Annotated in this window: 12 protein-coding genes; 10 read left to right on the top strand and 2 right to left on the bottom strand. The window is 65.5% G+C overall.

The features are described 5' to 3' along the window. Positions 1–30 precede the first annotated feature (30 nt). The 4 genes from mtgA to RIdsm_RS25500 all read left to right on the top strand — a co-directional run bounded on the left by mtgA (position 31) and on the right by RIdsm_RS25500 (position 4,671). A complete protein-coding gene (mtgA, locus tag RIdsm_RS25515; RefSeq protein ID WP_057812235.1) occupies positions 31–762 on the top strand; it encodes a monofunctional biosynthetic peptidoglycan transglycosylase in 732 nt (243 codons plus the stop codon). Between the two features lie 58 nt (positions 763–820). Then, positions 821–1,486, top strand: a complete 666-nt coding sequence (fzlA, locus tag RIdsm_RS25510; protein ID WP_057812237.1) for an FtsZ-binding protein FzlA — start codon at positions 821–823, stop codon at positions 1,484–1,486. Between the two features lie 81 nt (positions 1,487–1,567). Further along, a complete protein-coding gene (gene queG, locus RIdsm_RS25505) occupies positions 1,568–2,626 on the top strand; it encodes a tRNA epoxyqueuosine(34) reductase QueG (protein ID WP_057812239.1) in 1,059 nt (352 codons plus the stop codon). A gap of 44 nt (positions 2,627–2,670) precedes the next feature. Further along, positions 2,671–4,671: a hydantoinase/oxoprolinase N-terminal domain-containing protein gene (locus RIdsm_RS25500; RefSeq protein WP_057812241.1), complete on the top strand. Its 2,001-nt coding sequence runs from the start codon at positions 2,671–2,673 to the stop codon at positions 4,669–4,671. Here the strand turns inward: RIdsm_RS25500 and RIdsm_RS25495 are convergent. Next, entirely contained in the window at positions 4,668–5,447 is a 780-nt protein-coding gene (locus RIdsm_RS25495; RefSeq protein ID WP_057812243.1) for an alpha/beta fold hydrolase, read from the bottom strand. The two genes, RIdsm_RS25500 and RIdsm_RS25495, sit on opposite strands and share 4 nt — an antisense overlap. Positions 5,448–5,517: 70 nt before the next feature. Then, on the bottom strand, positions 5,518–6,426 hold the full coding sequence (locus RIdsm_RS25490; RefSeq protein ID WP_057812245.1) for a LysR substrate-binding domain-containing protein: 909 nt from the start codon (positions 6,424–6,426) through the stop codon (positions 5,518–5,520). A gap of 90 nt (positions 6,427–6,516) precedes the next feature. Between RIdsm_RS25490 and RIdsm_RS25485 the strand changes: the two genes are divergently transcribed. The 6 genes from RIdsm_RS25485 (at position 6,517) to RIdsm_RS25460 (ending at position 14,846) form a co-directional block, all read left to right on the top strand. Beyond that, positions 6,517–8,037: a trimethylamine methyltransferase family protein gene (locus RIdsm_RS25485; RefSeq protein WP_057812247.1), complete on the top strand. Its 1,521-nt coding sequence runs from the start codon at positions 6,517–6,519 to the stop codon at positions 8,035–8,037. Positions 8,038–8,153: 116 nt separating this feature from the next. Beyond that, positions 8,154–9,350 carry a glycine C-acetyltransferase gene (locus RIdsm_RS25480; RefSeq protein ID WP_057812249.1) on the top strand — a complete coding sequence of 399 codons (1,197 nt, stop codon included), beginning with the start codon at positions 8,154–8,156 and terminating at the stop codon, positions 9,348–9,350. Then, a complete protein-coding gene (locus RIdsm_RS25475) occupies positions 9,347–10,270 on the top strand; it encodes a PLP-dependent cysteine synthase family protein (RefSeq protein WP_236553161.1) in 924 nt (307 codons plus the stop codon). The genes RIdsm_RS25480 and RIdsm_RS25475 overlap by 4 nt, the downstream gene beginning before the upstream one ends. A 16-nt stretch (positions 10,271–10,286) precedes the next feature. Then, entirely contained in the window at positions 10,287–11,309 is a 1,023-nt protein-coding gene (gene tdh / locus RIdsm_RS25470; RefSeq protein WP_201455551.1) for an L-threonine 3-dehydrogenase, read from the top strand. A 62-nt stretch (positions 11,310–11,371) separates the two neighbouring features. Further along, the gene (locus RIdsm_RS25465; protein WP_082647227.1) at positions 11,372–13,843 is read left to right on the top strand and encodes a GcvT family protein; all 2,472 of its coding nucleotides are present in this window, start codon (positions 11,372–11,374) and stop codon (positions 13,841–13,843) included. 16 nt (positions 13,844–13,859) lie between these two features. Beyond that, positions 13,860–14,846 carry a GlxA family transcriptional regulator gene (locus tag RIdsm_RS25460; RefSeq protein WP_057812252.1) on the top strand — a complete coding sequence of 329 codons (987 nt, stop codon included), beginning with the start codon at positions 13,860–13,862 and terminating at the stop codon, positions 14,844–14,846. The last annotated feature ends 175 nt before the right edge of the window (positions 14,847–15,021 follow it).

Raw genomic sequence — 15,021 nt, 5'->3', positions numbered from 1 at the left:
GACATCAGCGGCCGCTGTAGCGGAAACGGGATGGCAAAGCGCAAACCGGCGAAGGCGAAGAAAACGACCGACCGGGCGAAACGACGGTTTCGCCCGCTTGCTTGGCTGTGGCGGTGGAGTGTGCGGCTTGTGCTTTTGGTGGTGCTGGTCGCGACCTGCGTGATCATTGCGCATCGGGTGCTGAACCCGCCCAAGACCATCTACATGCGGCAGGAAGAGGCCCGGCTGGGGCGGATCGACCGCGTGTGGGTGCCGCTGGACAATGTCGCGCCGGTGATGGCGCGGGCGGCCGTGGCGGCCGAGGATGCCGATTTCTGCAATCACTGGGGATTCGACATGTCGGCCATCCGCAGTGCCATCGAGGAAGGCGCGGGGCGGGGGGCGTCGACGATCAGCCAGCAGACGGTGAAGAACGTCTATCTCTGGCACGGGCGCAACTGGCTTCGGAAGGCGCTCGAGGCGATGATCACACCGGTGGTGGAGGTCTTCTGGCCCAAGCGGCGGATCATCGAGGTCTACCTGAACGTGGCCGAGTTCGACGAGGGTGTGTTCGGAGTGGAGGCCGCGGCGCGGCATTACTTCGGCGTGGGGCCGGAGGCGCTTTCGCCCACGCAGGCGGCAAGGCTGGCGGCGGTGCTGCCGGACCCGAAGGGCCGGTCGGCGGCAAACCCCTCGGCCTCGGTGCGGCAGAGGGCGGCGTCTATCCTCGACGGGGCGGCCACGATCCGCCGCGACGGCAGATCGGCCTGTTTCGAGGATTGAAATACGCGGATAATCCGGGCATGGAGATACGCAGCCCGACGATATAACCAAGACGGTCATGGCCAAGCTTTATCACGTTCCCCTCTCCCCGTTCTGTCGCAAGGTGCGGCTCGTTCTCGCCGAGAAGCGGATCGAGTGCGAGCTTGTGGAGGAGAAATACTGGGAGCAGAGCCCCGATTTCCTGCGGCGCAACCCGGCCGGCAAGGTGCCGGTGCTGAAGCTGGACGACAAGCTTCTCGCCGAAAGCACGCCGATTTGCGAATATATCGAGGAAGTGTATCCCGAGCCGCCGCTGATGCCGAAATCGGCCGATGCGCGGTTCGAGGTGCGGCGGCTGGTGAGCTGGTTCGACGACAAGTTCCACAGCGAGGTCACCTCGAACCTGCTTTACGAGCGGGTGAACAAGAAGGTGATGAAGCAGGGGTTTCCGGACAGTTCGAACGTCAAGGCCGGGGCGAAGGCGATCAAGTTCCACCTGGATTACATGACATGGCTTCTGGACCAGCGGCGGTGGCTGGCGGGCGACGTGATGACGCTGGCGGATTTCACGGCGGCGGCGCATCTGAGCTCGCTGGATTACATTCGGGACGTGGACTGGAACCGGTCGGAGATCGTCAAGGACTGGTACGCGAAGATCAAGTCGCGGCCGGCCTTCCGGGGAATCCTGGCGGACCAGATTCCGGGGTTCCCGCAGCCGGCGCATTATGCGGACCTGGATTTCTGAAGATGGTGACGGTGCAGGGGCGCTGCCCCTCTTGACCCGGACCTTGTCCGGGCCAATTCACCCCGGAGTATTTCTGGCAAGATGAAGAACGGGCTGAAACAGAGACTGGTTTCGCAGGCTCTGGCCGAGGGGTTCGATGCGTGCCGGGTGTGCCGGCCGTGGGATGTGCCACAGGTGCCGGGGCGGCTGGCGGAGTTTCTCGACAAGGGGCGGCACGGGCAGATGGGGTGGCTGGCGGAGCGCAGCCACTGGCGCGGGGCGCCGCAGGTTCTCTGGCCCGAGGCAAGGTCGGTGATCGTGCTGGGGGAGAGTTATACGCCGGATGTGAACCCGATGGCGACACTTGGGCAGCCGGAGGTCGGCACGGTGTCGGTCTATGCGCGGAACAAGGATTACCACGACACGGTCAAGAAGCGGTTGAAGCGGTTGGCAAGGTGGCTGATTGCCGAGGGCGGCGGTGATGTGAAGGTTTTCGTCGATACCGCGCCGGTGCCGGAGAAGCCGCTGGGGCAGGCGGCGGGGCTGGGATGGCAGGGCAAGCATACCAACCTGCTGAGCCGGGAGTTGGGGAACTGGTTTTTCATCGGGTCGGTGTTCACGACGCTGGAATTAGAGACTGATCCTGCCGAAAGCGACCATTGCGGGTCTTGCCGGGCGTGCCTGGATGTCTGCCCGACGGAGGCGTTTCCGGCGCCCTATCAGCTGGATGCGCGGCGGTGCATTTCCTACCTGACGATCGAGCACAAGGGGCCGGTGGACGAAGAGCTGCGGGCGAAGATGGGCAACCGGATCTACGGGTGCGACGACTGCCTGGCGGTGTGCCCCTGGAACAAGTTCGCGGTGGAGGCGCGGGAGGTTCGGTATCACGCGCGGGAGGATCTGACCGCGCCGCGGCTGGCGGAGCTGGCCGTGCTAGATGACGCCGCGTTTCGCGAGAGGTTCTCGGGCAGCCCGATCAAGCGGATCGGGCGGGACCGGTTCGTGCGGAACGTGCTGTATGCGATCGGCAACTCGGGAGTGCCGGGGCTGAGGCCGGTGGCGCAGGATTTGTGCGAGGATCCGGATGCGACGGTCGCGGATGCGGCGCGCTGGGCGGTGGGGCGACTGGCGGATGCCGCAAACGGGATGGACCGGGGCTGAAAAGCCGGTAAACCGCTGACAGCGAAGCACAAGGAGAAACGCGCATGGCGCTTTTGCTGGGGGTCGATACCGGCGGGACCTATACGGATGCCGTTCTGATCAGGGATGAGCGCGAGGTGGTGGCCAGTGCCAAGGCGCTGACCACGCGGCATGACCTGGCCGAGGGGATCGGCAAGGCGGTGGCGGCCGTTCTGAAGGAGAGCGGGGCGGATGTGAACGAGATCGGCCTGGCCTCGCTGTCGACGACGCTGGCGACCAATGCGCTGGTCGAGGGGCAGGGCGGGCGCGTGGGACTTGTCTATATCGGGTTTCGGGAGCGTGACCTTGACGGGCACGGGCTGCGCGAGGCGCTGGGCGGTGACCCGGCGCTGGTGATCGGCGGCGGGCACAGCCATGCGGGTGGCGAGGCGGCGAAGCTGGATGAAGCGGCTCTAACACGCTGGTTAGAGACTGATATGGGCGTTTCCGGTTTCGCCGTGGCAAGCCAGTTCGCGACGCGCAACCCGGCGCATGAGTTGCGGGCGGCGGAGATGATCCGGGCGGCAACGGGGAAGCCGGTGTCATGCTCGCATCATCTGTCGGCGCGGCTGAACGGGCCGAAGCGGGCGCTGACGGCGGTGCTGAACGCGCGGCTGATCGGGATGATCGCGCGGCTGATCGAGAAGGCGGAGGGCAAGCTTGTCGAGCTTGGGATACATGCGCCGCTGATGGTGGTGCGGGGGGATGGCGCGTTGATCTCGGCGGGGCAGGCGAAGGAGCGGCCGATCGAGACGATCCTGAGCGGGCCGGCAGCGAGTATCGTGGGCGCGTGCTGGATGACCGGGGAGACAGAGGCGCTGGTCTCGGACATCGGCGGGACGACGACGGATGTGGCGGTTTTGCGGGGTGGCAAGCCGGCGATTGACCCGGCGGGGGCCAGGGTTGGGCCGTGGCGGACGATGGTGGAAGCCGTGGCGATGCGGACGACGGGGCTGGGCGGGGACAGTGAAATGCATGTTCTGGAGGAGGGCCTTGTTGGGGGCGTGAGCCTGGGGCCGCGGCGGGTGGTGCCGGTGAGCCTGATGGCGTTGGAGGCGCCGGAGCTGGTGCATCGGGTGCTGGACGAGCAGTTGCGGAGCGAGACGCCCGGCGAGCATGACGCGCGCTTCGTGCGGGCGGTGCCGGGGATCGAGGCCGGCGGATTGCAGGCGAAGGATGCGGCGCTGTTGGAGCGGATCGGTTCGGGGGTGCAGCCGCTGGGGGCGGTGCTGAAGACGCGGCTGGAGATGGCCGGGCTGATGCGGCTGGTGAAGCGGGGGCTGGTGCAGGTGTCTGGCGTGACGCCGTCGGATGCGGCACATGTGTTGGGGCGGCAGGCGCAGTGGGATGGCGAGGCGGCGGAGAAGGCCGTGGCGTTGATCGGGCGGAAGCGGACGGGGAGTGGCAACCGGCTCAACCCAGAGCCGCTTGCGATGGCGCAGATGATCATCGACCAGCTGACGCATCAGACAAGTTTGGCCTTGTTAGAGACTGCTTTTGCCGAGGAAGAGGTGGATTTCGGGCTGTCGCCGGAGGTGCTGGCGCGGCACGTGCTGTTGCAGAAGGGGCTGGACCATCACCGGGGTCTGATGCGGCTGGAGGCGGGGCTGAACCTGCCTGTTGTCGGCCTGGGGGCGTCGGCGCCGGCCTATTACGGGGCAGTGGGTGAGCGGTTGTCGTGCCGGATGGTGTTGCCGGAGCATGCGGGCGTGGCGAATGCCATCGGTGCCGTGGTGGGGCGGGTGACGATCCGGCGGAGCGGAACGGTGACGAGCCCGGCGGAGGGGCGGTTCCGGGTGCACCTGGAGAGCGGGCCGGAGGATTTCAGCGATGCGGAGGCGGCGATGGCGGCCTTGCAGGAGGCGCTGGAGGCCGAGGCGCGGGCGCAGGCGGAGCGGGCCGGGGCACAGGATATTCATGTGAGTGCGGCACGGGAGATGAAGGTGGCACAGGCGGAGGCGCGGGAGGTGTTCCTGGAGGCGGAGATTACGGTCGAGGCCAGCGGGCGGCCGCGGATTGCCGGTTAGACGGCGAGGCGGTCGAGCCAATCACGGATGAGGGCGGCGGCAACGTCGGGGCGTTCCCAGGCGAGGCTGTGGCCCGCGGTGTCGAGCAAGGCGAAGGTGGCGCGGGGGAAGCGCGGGAGCATGGCGAGGGCGTCGTCGTAGCCGGCGATGGAGTCCTGCCGGCCGGAGAGGATCAGCGAGGGGGCCTCGCATTGCCCGCCGGTGATCTGCGGGTCGTCGGAGAAGTCGAAGGCCTTCTGGATGCGGGCCTCGAGATCGGGGTCGTGCCGGGCGGCGGCAGGCAGCTTGGTGGCGACGATCTTTTCGGCAATAGCCGGTGACTGGACAACGAGGCGGTCGAAGCGGGGTTTCGCGGCGTCGGGGAGCGTGTCGCGGAGGCCCGGCGCGGGGACGAGGGTTTCGTGATCGGGGCGGATGGACTCAGGCCGGTTGCCGCCGGGGACGATCAGGCAGAGACCGGCGACGAGATCGGGGCGCAGCATGGTGATGCCCTCGGCGACATGGCTGCCGCGGGATTCGCCGATCAGGGCGACGGGTTGGCCGGGATAAGTGGCTTCGACGAAGTCGATCACCGATTGCAACACGCCTTTCATGTCGTTCAGGCTAGGCGGTGACGGGCTTTGGCCGTGGCCGGGTAGGTCGATATAGACTCTCTTCCAGCCGGAAACGCCCGAAAAGGCTGGTTCGATGGCATCGAGCATGTGGCGGTGATCGAGCTTTGCACCGTGGAGCACGAGGATCGGGCGGCCGGTTCCACGGGTTACGGAATGGAGCATCGGGAAGGTCCTTCCTGCGGATGCGGGGCAGGATAGGGCGAAAGCGGGGGAGAAGGCCAGCGCGATGCGCTCAAGCGCACCCTACGAGGGATACGAGCCAGTCGCGGGTTTTCTCGGCCTGCGGGGTGAGAGGGGTGGTGGCAGACCAGACCAGGTAGAAGCCGGCGCCGGTTTCCCAGGCCCATGCGTCGCGGCGGGTGAGGAGGCCCTGGCGAAGAAGGTGATCGGTGACGTGATGCCAGCCGAAGGCGAAGCCCTCGCCGGCGATGGCGGCCTGCAGGACGAGGGCGTAATCATTGAGGCGGAGGCCGGTTTTCGGCTCTGAATAAGGGACTTTCCAGTAAGAGAAGTAGTCGGCCCAGCCGGGGCGTTCGCGCACCGGTTCCTCGAGATGGATGAGGTTTTCGTGGGGGAGGTTGGCGACCGTCTTGAGGTTGACGGCGCTGGCCATGACGCGGGGCGCGGCGATGGGGGAGATGATTTCGGGGGCGATCAGGTGGCTGTCGCAGCCGGGCCAGATGCCGGTGCCGCGGCGGATGCCGAGGGAGATGCCTTCGGCGTCGATATCCGGCTCGCGTTCGGAGGTTTGCAGGCGGAGGTCGATGCCCGGATGGGCGCGGTGGAAGTCGGCGAGGCGCGGGACCATCCAGTAATGGGCGAAGGCGGTGGAGGCCGAGAGGGTGACGTGGGCTTGCGCGCCCTGCGTGCTGAGCATGCGGGCGGTTTGATGGATGCGCTCGAAGGCGGCGAAAACGTCGTTGTAGAGCCGTTCGCCCGCATGGGTGAGGGTGACGGCGCGGTGGGCACGGATGAAGAGTTGCACGCCGAGGGAGGTTTCGAGCTGCTTGATGGCGGCGGAGACGGCGGGCTGTTGCACGTTAAGCTCGCGCGCGGCACGGGTGAAGGAGCCGGTGCGGGCGGCGGCCTCGAACACGAGGAGGTGGCGGGGAGAGGAGACGAGCTTCCAGAGGTTTTGCATAATCTCAGTTTATCCAAAGCCCCGGATTTTACCACGATCACAGGTGTTGGCGCATGGTTTAGATTGATTCTCTAATAGGGGAGAGATGCCATGGCAAGACGGGCGAGATCGCGGCGTGATACCGGGGCGGCGGCGATTGCTGCGCCGCCGTCACCTTTCATTCGGCGGAGCCTGCCGTTTTTCGACGTGCTCGACGAGGAAACGGTTGTGAAGCTGGAGGGGCAGGTCGACTGGATCCTGCAGGAGGTGGGGATCGAGTTTCGGGATGACCCGGATGCCCTGCGGATCTGGCGGGAGGCGGGGGCCGACGTGAGCGACTGCCGGGTGAAGGCGCCAGCGGATTGGGTGCGGAGCCTTTGTGCCAAGGCGCCGAAGGAGTTCACGCAGATTGCCCGGAACCCGGAGCGGAGCGTGACGATCGGGGGGCGGAACCAGGTGTTTGCGCCGATCTACGGGGCTCCTTTCGTGCGCGACCTGGAGCACGGGCGGCGGTATGGCGACCTTGATGCGCTCGAGAAGCTGGTGAAGCTGGCATACATGCATCCGAACCTGCACCATACCGGGCTGGTGATCGTCGAGCCTTGTGACATTCCGGTCAGTCACCGGCATCTGGATATGCTCTATCTGCACATGAGCCGGAGCGACAAGCCGCATCTGGGTGCGATTACCGAGATGAGCCGGGCCGAGGACAGCGTTGCGATGGCGGAGATCCTGCATGGGCGCGAGGTGATGGATAAGCATTGCGTCATCATGGGGAACGTGAACACCAACTCGCCGCTTCTGGTCGACAAGGTGGTGACACAGGCGATAAGGGTCTATTGCGGGCGAGGGCAGGGGATTATCGTGGTGCCCTTCATCCTGTCCGGCGCCATGGGGCCGGTGAGCACGGCGGCGAGCGTGACGCAGGCGATGGCGGAGGCGATGATCTGTTGCGCCTTTGCGCAGCTGGTGCGGCCGGGGGCGCCGTTCGTGCTGGGGAATTTCCTGTCGTCGATGAGTTTGAAGAGCGGGGCGCCGACATTCGGGATGCCGGAGCCGGTGATCTCGAACTATGCGATCGGGCAGATGGCGCGGCGGGCGGGATTGCCGCTGCGCTGTGGCGGGTCGCTGACGGCGAGCAAGATCGAGGATGCGCAGGCGGCCTATGAAAGCGCCGATTCGATGCATTCGACGATGCTGGCGGGGTCGAATTACACGCTGCATGCCGCGGGGTGGCTGGAAGGGGGGCTTTGCACCGGGTTCGAGAAGCTGGTGATGGATGCCGATCGGCTGGGAAGCTACCAGAAGGTGCTGGACCACGGGCTTGTGGTTGACGACGAGAGCCTCGCGCGGGATGCCTATGGGGAGGTGGTGCCCGGTGGGCATTTCCTTGGCTGTGGCCATACGATGCGCAACTACACCGAGGCGTTCTACGAGCCGAAGCTGAGCGACAGCGAGAACGTGGAAAGCTGGGAAGATGGCGGGTCGAAGGACATGCGGGTTCGGGCGTTCGAGCGGTGGAACGCGATGCTGGAGCAGTATGAGCAGCCGGAGCTGGATGTCGCGACGGACGAGGCGCTGCGGGAGTTCGTGGCGCGGCGGAAGCGCGAGATACCGGAGGCGTGGTATTAGGGGCTTTGGCCCTTTGGTGGAATTGAGGGGGCGCTGCCCCCATCGCCGCGGGGCGGCGATTCCCCCGGGATATTTTGACCAAGAAGAAGCCCGGGATTGGAGAAGGAGATTGAGAGATGCGTGCGGCTGAGAGGTTTGACGGGGATCTGGGTGAGCGGCTCGAGGCGTTGAGGGCCGAGGGGCTTTACAAGACCGAGCGGGTGATCACCTCGATGCAGGCCGGGGAGGTGACGCTGGCCGGTGGCAAGGAGGTGGTGAACCTTTGTGCCAACAATTACCTCGGGCTGGCGGATGATGCGCGGGTGATTGAGGCCGCGCATGCGGCGCTGGACCGGTACGGGTTCGGGATGGCGAGCGTGCGGTTCATCTGCGGGACGCAGGAGGAGCACAAGCAGCTGGAGGCGCGGATTGCGGGGTACCTGGGGATGGAGGACGCCATTCTCTATGCGGCGGCGTTTGATGCGAATGCGGGTTTGTTCGAGACGATTCTGGGGCCTGAGGATGCGATCATTTCGGATGCGCTGAACCATGCGAGCATCATCGACGGGGTGCGGCTGTGCAAGGCGCAGCGGTATCGGTATGCGAATTCGGACATGGCCGACTTGGAGCGGTGTTTGCAGGAGGCGCAGGGGGCACGGCACCGGCTGATCGCGACGGATGGCGTGTTCTCGATGGACGGGTATTACGCGAAGTTGGCGGAGATCTGCGACCTGGCCGAGCGGTACGACGCGATGGTGATGATCGACGATTGCCATGCGACGGGGTTTGTTGGCGAGACTGGCCGGGGGAGCCACGAGCATTGCGGGGTGATGGGCCGGGTGGACATCATCACCGGCACGCTGGGCAAGGCGCTGGGCGGGGCCTCGGGCGGGTTTACCGCGGCGAGTCGCGAGGTGGTGGACTGGCTGCGGCAGCGGTCGCGGCCGTACCTGTTTTCGAACACGCTCGCGCCGGTGATTGCGGGGGCGTCTTTGAAGGTTTTCGATTTGCTGGAGGATGGCGCGGCGTTGCGGGCGCAGCTTTGGGAGAACGCGGCGTATTTCCGGGAGCGGATGGGCAAGCTGGGGTTCGAGTTGCTGCCGGGGGAGCATGCGATCATTCCGGTGATGCTGCGCGATCCAAAGCTGGCGCAGGAGATGGCGGCGAAGTTGAACGAGAAGGGGGTGTACGTGACCGCCTTTTCCTTCCCGGTGGTGCCGAAGGGGCAGGACCGGATCCGGACGCAGATGAGTGCGGCGCTGACGAGGGAGATGCTGGACCGGGCGATCGATGCGTTCGAGGAGGTTGGGCGCGAGTTGGGGGTGATCTCGTGAGTGGGGTGTTGCCGTCGGTCATAGGCGCGATGGGCGGCACGCCGTTGGTCGAGTTGAGCCGTATCAGAGACGCATTGGGGCTTGATGGGCGGTTGCTGGCGAAGGTGGATTACCTGTTGCCGGGGTTTTCCAAGAAGGACCGGGCGGCGAAGGCGATTGTCGAGGCGGCCAGGGAGAGCGGGGAGCTGGCCAATGGGCAGACGGTGGTGGAGCTGACCTCGGGCAACATGGGCACCGGGCTCTCGATCGTGTGCGGGGTGCTGGGGCATCCGTTCGTGGCGGTGATGAGCGAGGGGAATTCCGAGGAGCGGGCGAGGATGATGCGGGCGCTGGGAGCCGAGGTTGTGCTGGTGCCGCAGGCGGAAGGGTCGCGGAAGGGCGAGGTTTCCGGGGCGGATCTGGCGCTTGTGGAAGAAGCGGCGCAGCGGATCACGGAAGCGCGCGGGGCGTTTCGGGCGGATCAGTTTGCGCGGGAAGGCAACTCGATGGCGCATGAGACCGGGACGGCGCCGGAGATCTGGGAGCAGTCGGAGGGCGCGGTAACGGCGTTTTGCGATTTCATCGGGTCGGGTGGCACGCTGGGTGGCGCGGCGAGGTTCTTTGGGAAAAAGGGCGTGCGGTGTTACGCGGTGGAGCCTGACCAGGCGGCGCATCCGATTCAGGGCGGTGGGTATTCGATGCCGGATCTGGTGCATCTGGATGGCGTGCATTTGGCTGGAACAGAGACTGTTTCTGGCGCTGAGGCCGCGTCGCATGCGAGGCTCATGGCGCGGATGGAGGGGATTTTCGGCGGGTATTCCGCCGGGGCGAACCTTGCCGCCGCGGTGCGGTTGTTGAAGGACAAGGAGAAGGGTGGCTGCGTGGCCTTCGTGGTGTGCGACAGCGGGCTCAAGTACCTCAGCACGGATTTGTGGGAGTAGCGCGATGAAGAATGAAATGAAGGCGCTGGTGAAGGCGAAACCGGAGCCGGGGCTTTGGATGGAATACGTGCCGGTGCCCGAGCCGGGGCCGGCGGATGTGCTCATCAAGGTGAAGAAGTCGGCCATTTGCGGGACGGATGTGCATATCTGGAAGTGGGACGAGTTCAGCGCCAAGACGGTGCCGGTGCCGATGGTGGTGGGGCACGAGTTCGTGGGCGAGATCGTCGATACCGGACCTGCGGCGGTGAAATACCGGATCGGGCAGCGGGTGTCGGGCGAGGGGCATATCGTTTGTGGCGCTTGCCGGAACTGCCGGGCGGGGCGGGGGCATTTGTGCCGGAACACCAAGGGCGTTGGCGTGAACCGGCCGGGGGCGTTCGCCGAGTATCTTTGTATTCCCGAGAGCAACGTCGTGCCGATACCGGAGGATATTCCGGACGAGATCGCCGCGATCTTCGACCCGTTCGGGAATGCTGTGCATACGGCGTTGAGTTTCGACCTGGTGGGGGAGGATGTGCTTGTGACCGGCGCGGGCCCGATCGGGATCATGGGGGCGCTGGTGGCGCAGAAGGTGGGCGCGCGGAAGGTGGTGATCACGGATATCAACCCCTATCGGCTCGACCTGGCGCGGCACATGGGGGTGCAGCATGTGGTCGATACCAGCCGGTACAAGCTGAGCGACGTGATGGACGAGATCGGCATGACCGAGGGGTTCGATGTAGGCCTCGAAATGTCGGGCGCCAGCGCCGCCATGCAGCAGATGATTTCGCGGATGAACAATGGCGGGAAGGTCGCTTTGCTGGGGATCGCGCCGACGGAGTTTCCGGTGGACTGGAACACGGTGATTTTCCGGATGCTGCATATCAAGGGCATCTACGGGCGCGAGATGTACGAGACCTGGTACAAGATGATCGCGCTGGTGCAGTCGGGGCTGGATGTGAGCGGGCTGATCACGCACCGGATTTCCATCGATGATTTCGAGGAGGGGTTTGCCGCGATGATCTCGGGCAATTCCGGGAAGGTCGTGATGGACTGGTAGGACGCGCTGCTCGTCAGGCCTTGCGGCCTGCCTCGCGGGGATAAGGCAAAGGGATTTGGGACATGAATGACGATCTGGCGCAGTCGACGCTGAATATACAGAAGGACGAGAGCGGGCGGGGCAAGCCCTTGCCGAGCCACGCCAAGGTGGTGGTGATCGGGGGCGGCGTTGTTGGCTGTTCGATCCTGTTTCACCTGAGCAAATTCGGGTGGAAGGACACGATTCTGCTGGAGCGGAACGAGCTGACCAGCGGGTCAAGCTGGCACGCTGCGGGGCAGATTCATACGATCAGTTCCGACCCGAATATCAGCCGGCTGCAGAGCTACACGATCAAGCTGTACCAAGAGATCGAGGAGTTGTCGGGGCAGTCGGTGGGGCTTCACCTGACGGGCGGGTTTTACCTGGCGTCGAACAAGACGTGGTATGATTACCTCAAGCGCGAGCGGTCGAAGGCGCGGTACATGGGGTTGAACCAGGAGTTCATCAGCCCCGAGGAGGTGGCAAGGCGGCATCCGCTGATCAACCCGAAATACTATCACGCGGCGCTTTGGGATGATCAGGATGGCGATCTTGATCCGTCTGGCACCACTTATGCCTTTGCCAAGGCGGCACGGCATTACGGCGGGCAGTATTTCACCCATACGCCGGTGACGGCGACGACGATGCGGCCCGATGGGCAGTGGGAGGTGACCACGGAGCGGGGGACGGTGATTGCCGAGCATGTGGTCAACTGTGGGGGCCTTTGGGCGCGCGAGGTGGGGCACATGGCGGGGCTTCACCTTCCGGTGCAACCGATGGAGCACCATTACCTGCTGACCGACCGGATCGAGGAAGTGGCGACGTTCGGCTCTCGCCTGCCCTGCGGGTTCGATTACGAGGCGAACCTGTATTTCCGGCAGGAGGGCGACGGGATGCTTCTGGGCACCTACGAGCCGGTGGGCGTGCCGTGGAAGGTGGAAGGGACGCCGTGGGATTTCGGGCATGAGCTGTTGCAGCCGAACCTGGAGCATATTGCCGACCGGCTGGAGCTTGGGTTCGAGCGGATCCCGGCGCTGGGCAATGCGGGGATCAAGGATGCGATCAACGGGCCGTTCACTTTTGGCCCGGATGGCAACCCGATGATCGGGCCGGTGCCGGGGATGCGGAATTACTGGTGTGCCGTGGGGGTGATGGCCGGGTTCTGCCAGGGTGGCGGGGTTGGCCTGACGCTGGCGGAGTGGATGATCGACGGGGAGCCGTCGATTGACGTGTGGGCGATGGACGTGGCGCGGTTTGGCGACTGGGCGAGCCCGGATTGGGGCACGGTGAAGTCGACCGAGAATTATGAGCGGCGGTTCGTGATGACCTTCCCCAACGAGACGCTGCCGAAGGGGCGGCGGCAGCAGACGACGGCGCTTTATGACCGGCTGATCGCCAAGGGGGCGGTGATGGGGCAGAGCTTTGGCCTTGAGAACGCGCTGTGGTTCGCGGACGGGCCGGAGGATGCGCATGAGGAGCCGACCTTCGAGCGGAACCGGTCGTTCGACTATGTCGCGCGGGAGGTGAAGGCGGTGCAGGAGGGTGTGGCGGGCATCGAGATCGCCAATTTCGCCAAGCATCGGGTTGCCGGGCCTGGGGCGAGGGATTGGCTGAACCGGGTGATGGCGGGGCGTATTCCGAAGCCCGGGCGGATCACGCTGACGCCGATGCTGACCGAGAAGGGGCGGCTTTACGGTGACCTGACGGTGGCGTGCCTGGGCGAGGAGGAGTTCATGCTGTTCGGGTCGGGCGCGATGCAGGATGCGCATGGGCGCTTCTGGGCGAGGACGTTGCCGGAAAGCGTGGTGCACGAGAACCAGACTGCGGAGTGGCACGGGATCGCGCTGTCGGGGCCGAAGTCGCGGGAGCTATTGGGGCGGATCACGCGGGAGGATGTGAGTGCCGGGGCGCTGAAGTTCCGGGATACGCGGAAGACGTTCGTGGGCGGCGTGCCGGTGATCCTGAACCGGATCAGCTTTTCCGGCGAGCTGGGCTACGAGATTTATTGCCGGCCTCAGTATCTGATCCGGCTGAGCGAGGCGATTGAAGAGGCTGGCGCCGACCTGGGCTATTGCTGGTACGGGGCAAGGGCGCTGATGAGCCTCAGGCTCGAGAAGGGCTGGGGCGCGTGGGGGCTGGAGTTCCGGCCGGATTTCAACGCGGTCGAGGCGGGTATGGACGCGTTCATCGACTGGAAGAAGGAGTTTGTCGGGAAGGCGGCGACGGAGAAGGTGAAGGCGGAAGGCGTCGACCGGACGCTGGTGACGCTGGTGATCGACACGCCGATTGACGTGACGCTGGACGAGGCGGTGCTGAAAGATGGCCAAGCCGTGGGGTATATCACCTCGGGCGGCTATGCGCATCGGGTCGGCAAGTCGATGGCGATGGCCTATGTCGGGGCCGAGCATGCGGCGCCGGAGACCGCGCTGGAGGTGGAAATCCTTGGCGAGATGTATAAGGCGGTGGTGCATGGCGGCCCGGTTTACGATGCGAACGGGGCCAACATGAGGTCGTGACACGGAAGGGCCTGGGATGACGGCACCGGACAAGCCGAAGCGCTATGTTTTCCTGCTCATCCCGGGCTTTTCGATGCTGGGCTTTACCTGTGCGCTGGAGGCGCTGACGCTGGCGAACAGGCATGCGAGCGGGCGGCAGTATTACACGTGGCGGCTGCTGAGTGCCGATGGCGGGCCGGCGGCTGCGTGGAATGGCGTGACGGTGCAGGTCGACGACGGGCTGTGCGAGCTGAAGCGGGACGACACGCTGGTGGTCTGTGCCGGCGAGGATGTGGCGGCGGGGAGCACGAAGCAGGTTCTGGCGTGGCTGCGGCGGGAGACGCGAAAGGGCTTGAGTTTCGGCTCGCTGTCGAGCGGGGCCTATACGCTGGCGCTGGCGGGGCTGATCGCCGGGAAGCGGATTTCGACCCATTGGGAGTACAAGACCGCGCTGGTCGAGGCGCTGCCAAGGGTGAGTATCGAGGACAAGATCTATTCGGTCGACGGGCGGGTGTTTTCCTGTGCGGGGGGCGCGTCGTCGATGGACCTGATGCTGCATCTGATCCACGAGGATTACGGGTCGGAGATTTCCGACTGGGTGGCGGAACAGATGGTTTACACCGCGCCGCGCGATCACAGCCATTCGCAGCGGATCCCGGTGCAGGATCGGACGGGCGTGCGCGACCGCAAGCTGGCGTTGGCAGTCGAGACGATGCGCAACAATGCCGAGGAGCCGCTGAGCCCCGACGAGGTGGCAGAGGCGGTGGGGCTGTCGACGCGGCAGCTGGAACGGCTGTTTGCCAAGCACCTGGGGACGTCGCCGGCGAAGTACTACCTTTCGCTTCGGCTGGAGCGGGCCCGGCAGGTGTTGCGGCAGACCGAGCTTTCCGTGGCGGAGGTGAGCGTGTTGTGCGGGTTCGTGAGCCCCTCGCATTTCTCGCGGAGCTACAAGGCGGCGTTCGGCGTGACGCCCAGCAAGGAAGCGGGCGGGCGGAAACTTTTGTGGGCGGCGAAGGGCGGATAAGCGGCGCGCCTTTCGGCGCAACAGGTTGGTTTTGCGTTCGGGCCACGCAGGCCTTGGGGGCGCTGCCCCCAAACCCCCGGGATGTTTTGGGCCAGAAGAAGGTTTGGGGCGGCCTTGCTTCTTCTTGGTCCAAATATCCCCGCCGGAGGCATCCGACGGCGAGGCGAGCGGCGCA

Source organism: Roseovarius indicus, from assembly GCF_008728195.1.
GTDB classification, from domain to species: domain Bacteria; phylum Pseudomonadota; class Alphaproteobacteria; order Rhodobacterales; family Rhodobacteraceae; genus Roseovarius; species Roseovarius indicus.
This window is presented reverse-complemented; position numbering and strand designations above follow the sequence as displayed.

Bases quoted from the DNA above. Each gene is read 5' to 3' on its own strand.
- mtgA (WP_057812235.1), top strand. From the start codon at position 31: ATGGCAAAGCGCAAACCGGCGAAGGCGAAGAAAACGACCGACCGGGCG.
- fzlA (WP_057812237.1), top strand. From the start codon at position 821: ATGGCCAAGCTTTATCACGTTCCCCTCTCCCCGTTCTGTCGCAAGGTG.
- queG (WP_057812239.1), top strand. From the start codon at position 1,568: ATGAAGAACGGGCTGAAACAGAGACTGGTTTCGCAGGCTCTGGCCGAG.
- RIdsm_RS25500 (WP_057812241.1), top strand. From the start codon at position 2,671: ATGGCGCTTTTGCTGGGGGTCGATACCGGCGGGACCTATACGGATGCC.
- RIdsm_RS25495 (WP_057812243.1), bottom strand. From the start codon at position 5,447: ATGCTCCATTCCGTAACCCGTGGAACCGGCCGCCCGATCCTCGTGCTC.
- RIdsm_RS25490 (WP_057812245.1), bottom strand. From the start codon at position 6,426: ATGCAAAACCTCTGGAAGCTCGTCTCCTCTCCCCGCCACCTCCTCGTG.
- RIdsm_RS25485 (WP_057812247.1), top strand. From the start codon at position 6,517: ATGGCAAGACGGGCGAGATCGCGGCGTGATACCGGGGCGGCGGCGATT.
- RIdsm_RS25480 (WP_057812249.1), top strand. From the start codon at position 8,154: ATGCGTGCGGCTGAGAGGTTTGACGGGGATCTGGGTGAGCGGCTCGAG.
- tdh (WP_201455551.1), top strand. From the start codon at position 10,287: ATGAAGGCGCTGGTGAAGGCGAAACCGGAGCCGGGGCTTTGGATGGAA.
- RIdsm_RS25465 (WP_082647227.1), top strand. From the start codon at position 11,372: ATGAATGACGATCTGGCGCAGTCGACGCTGAATATACAGAAGGACGAG.
- RIdsm_RS25460 (WP_057812252.1), top strand. From the start codon at position 13,860: ATGACGGCACCGGACAAGCCGAAGCGCTATGTTTTCCTGCTCATCCCG.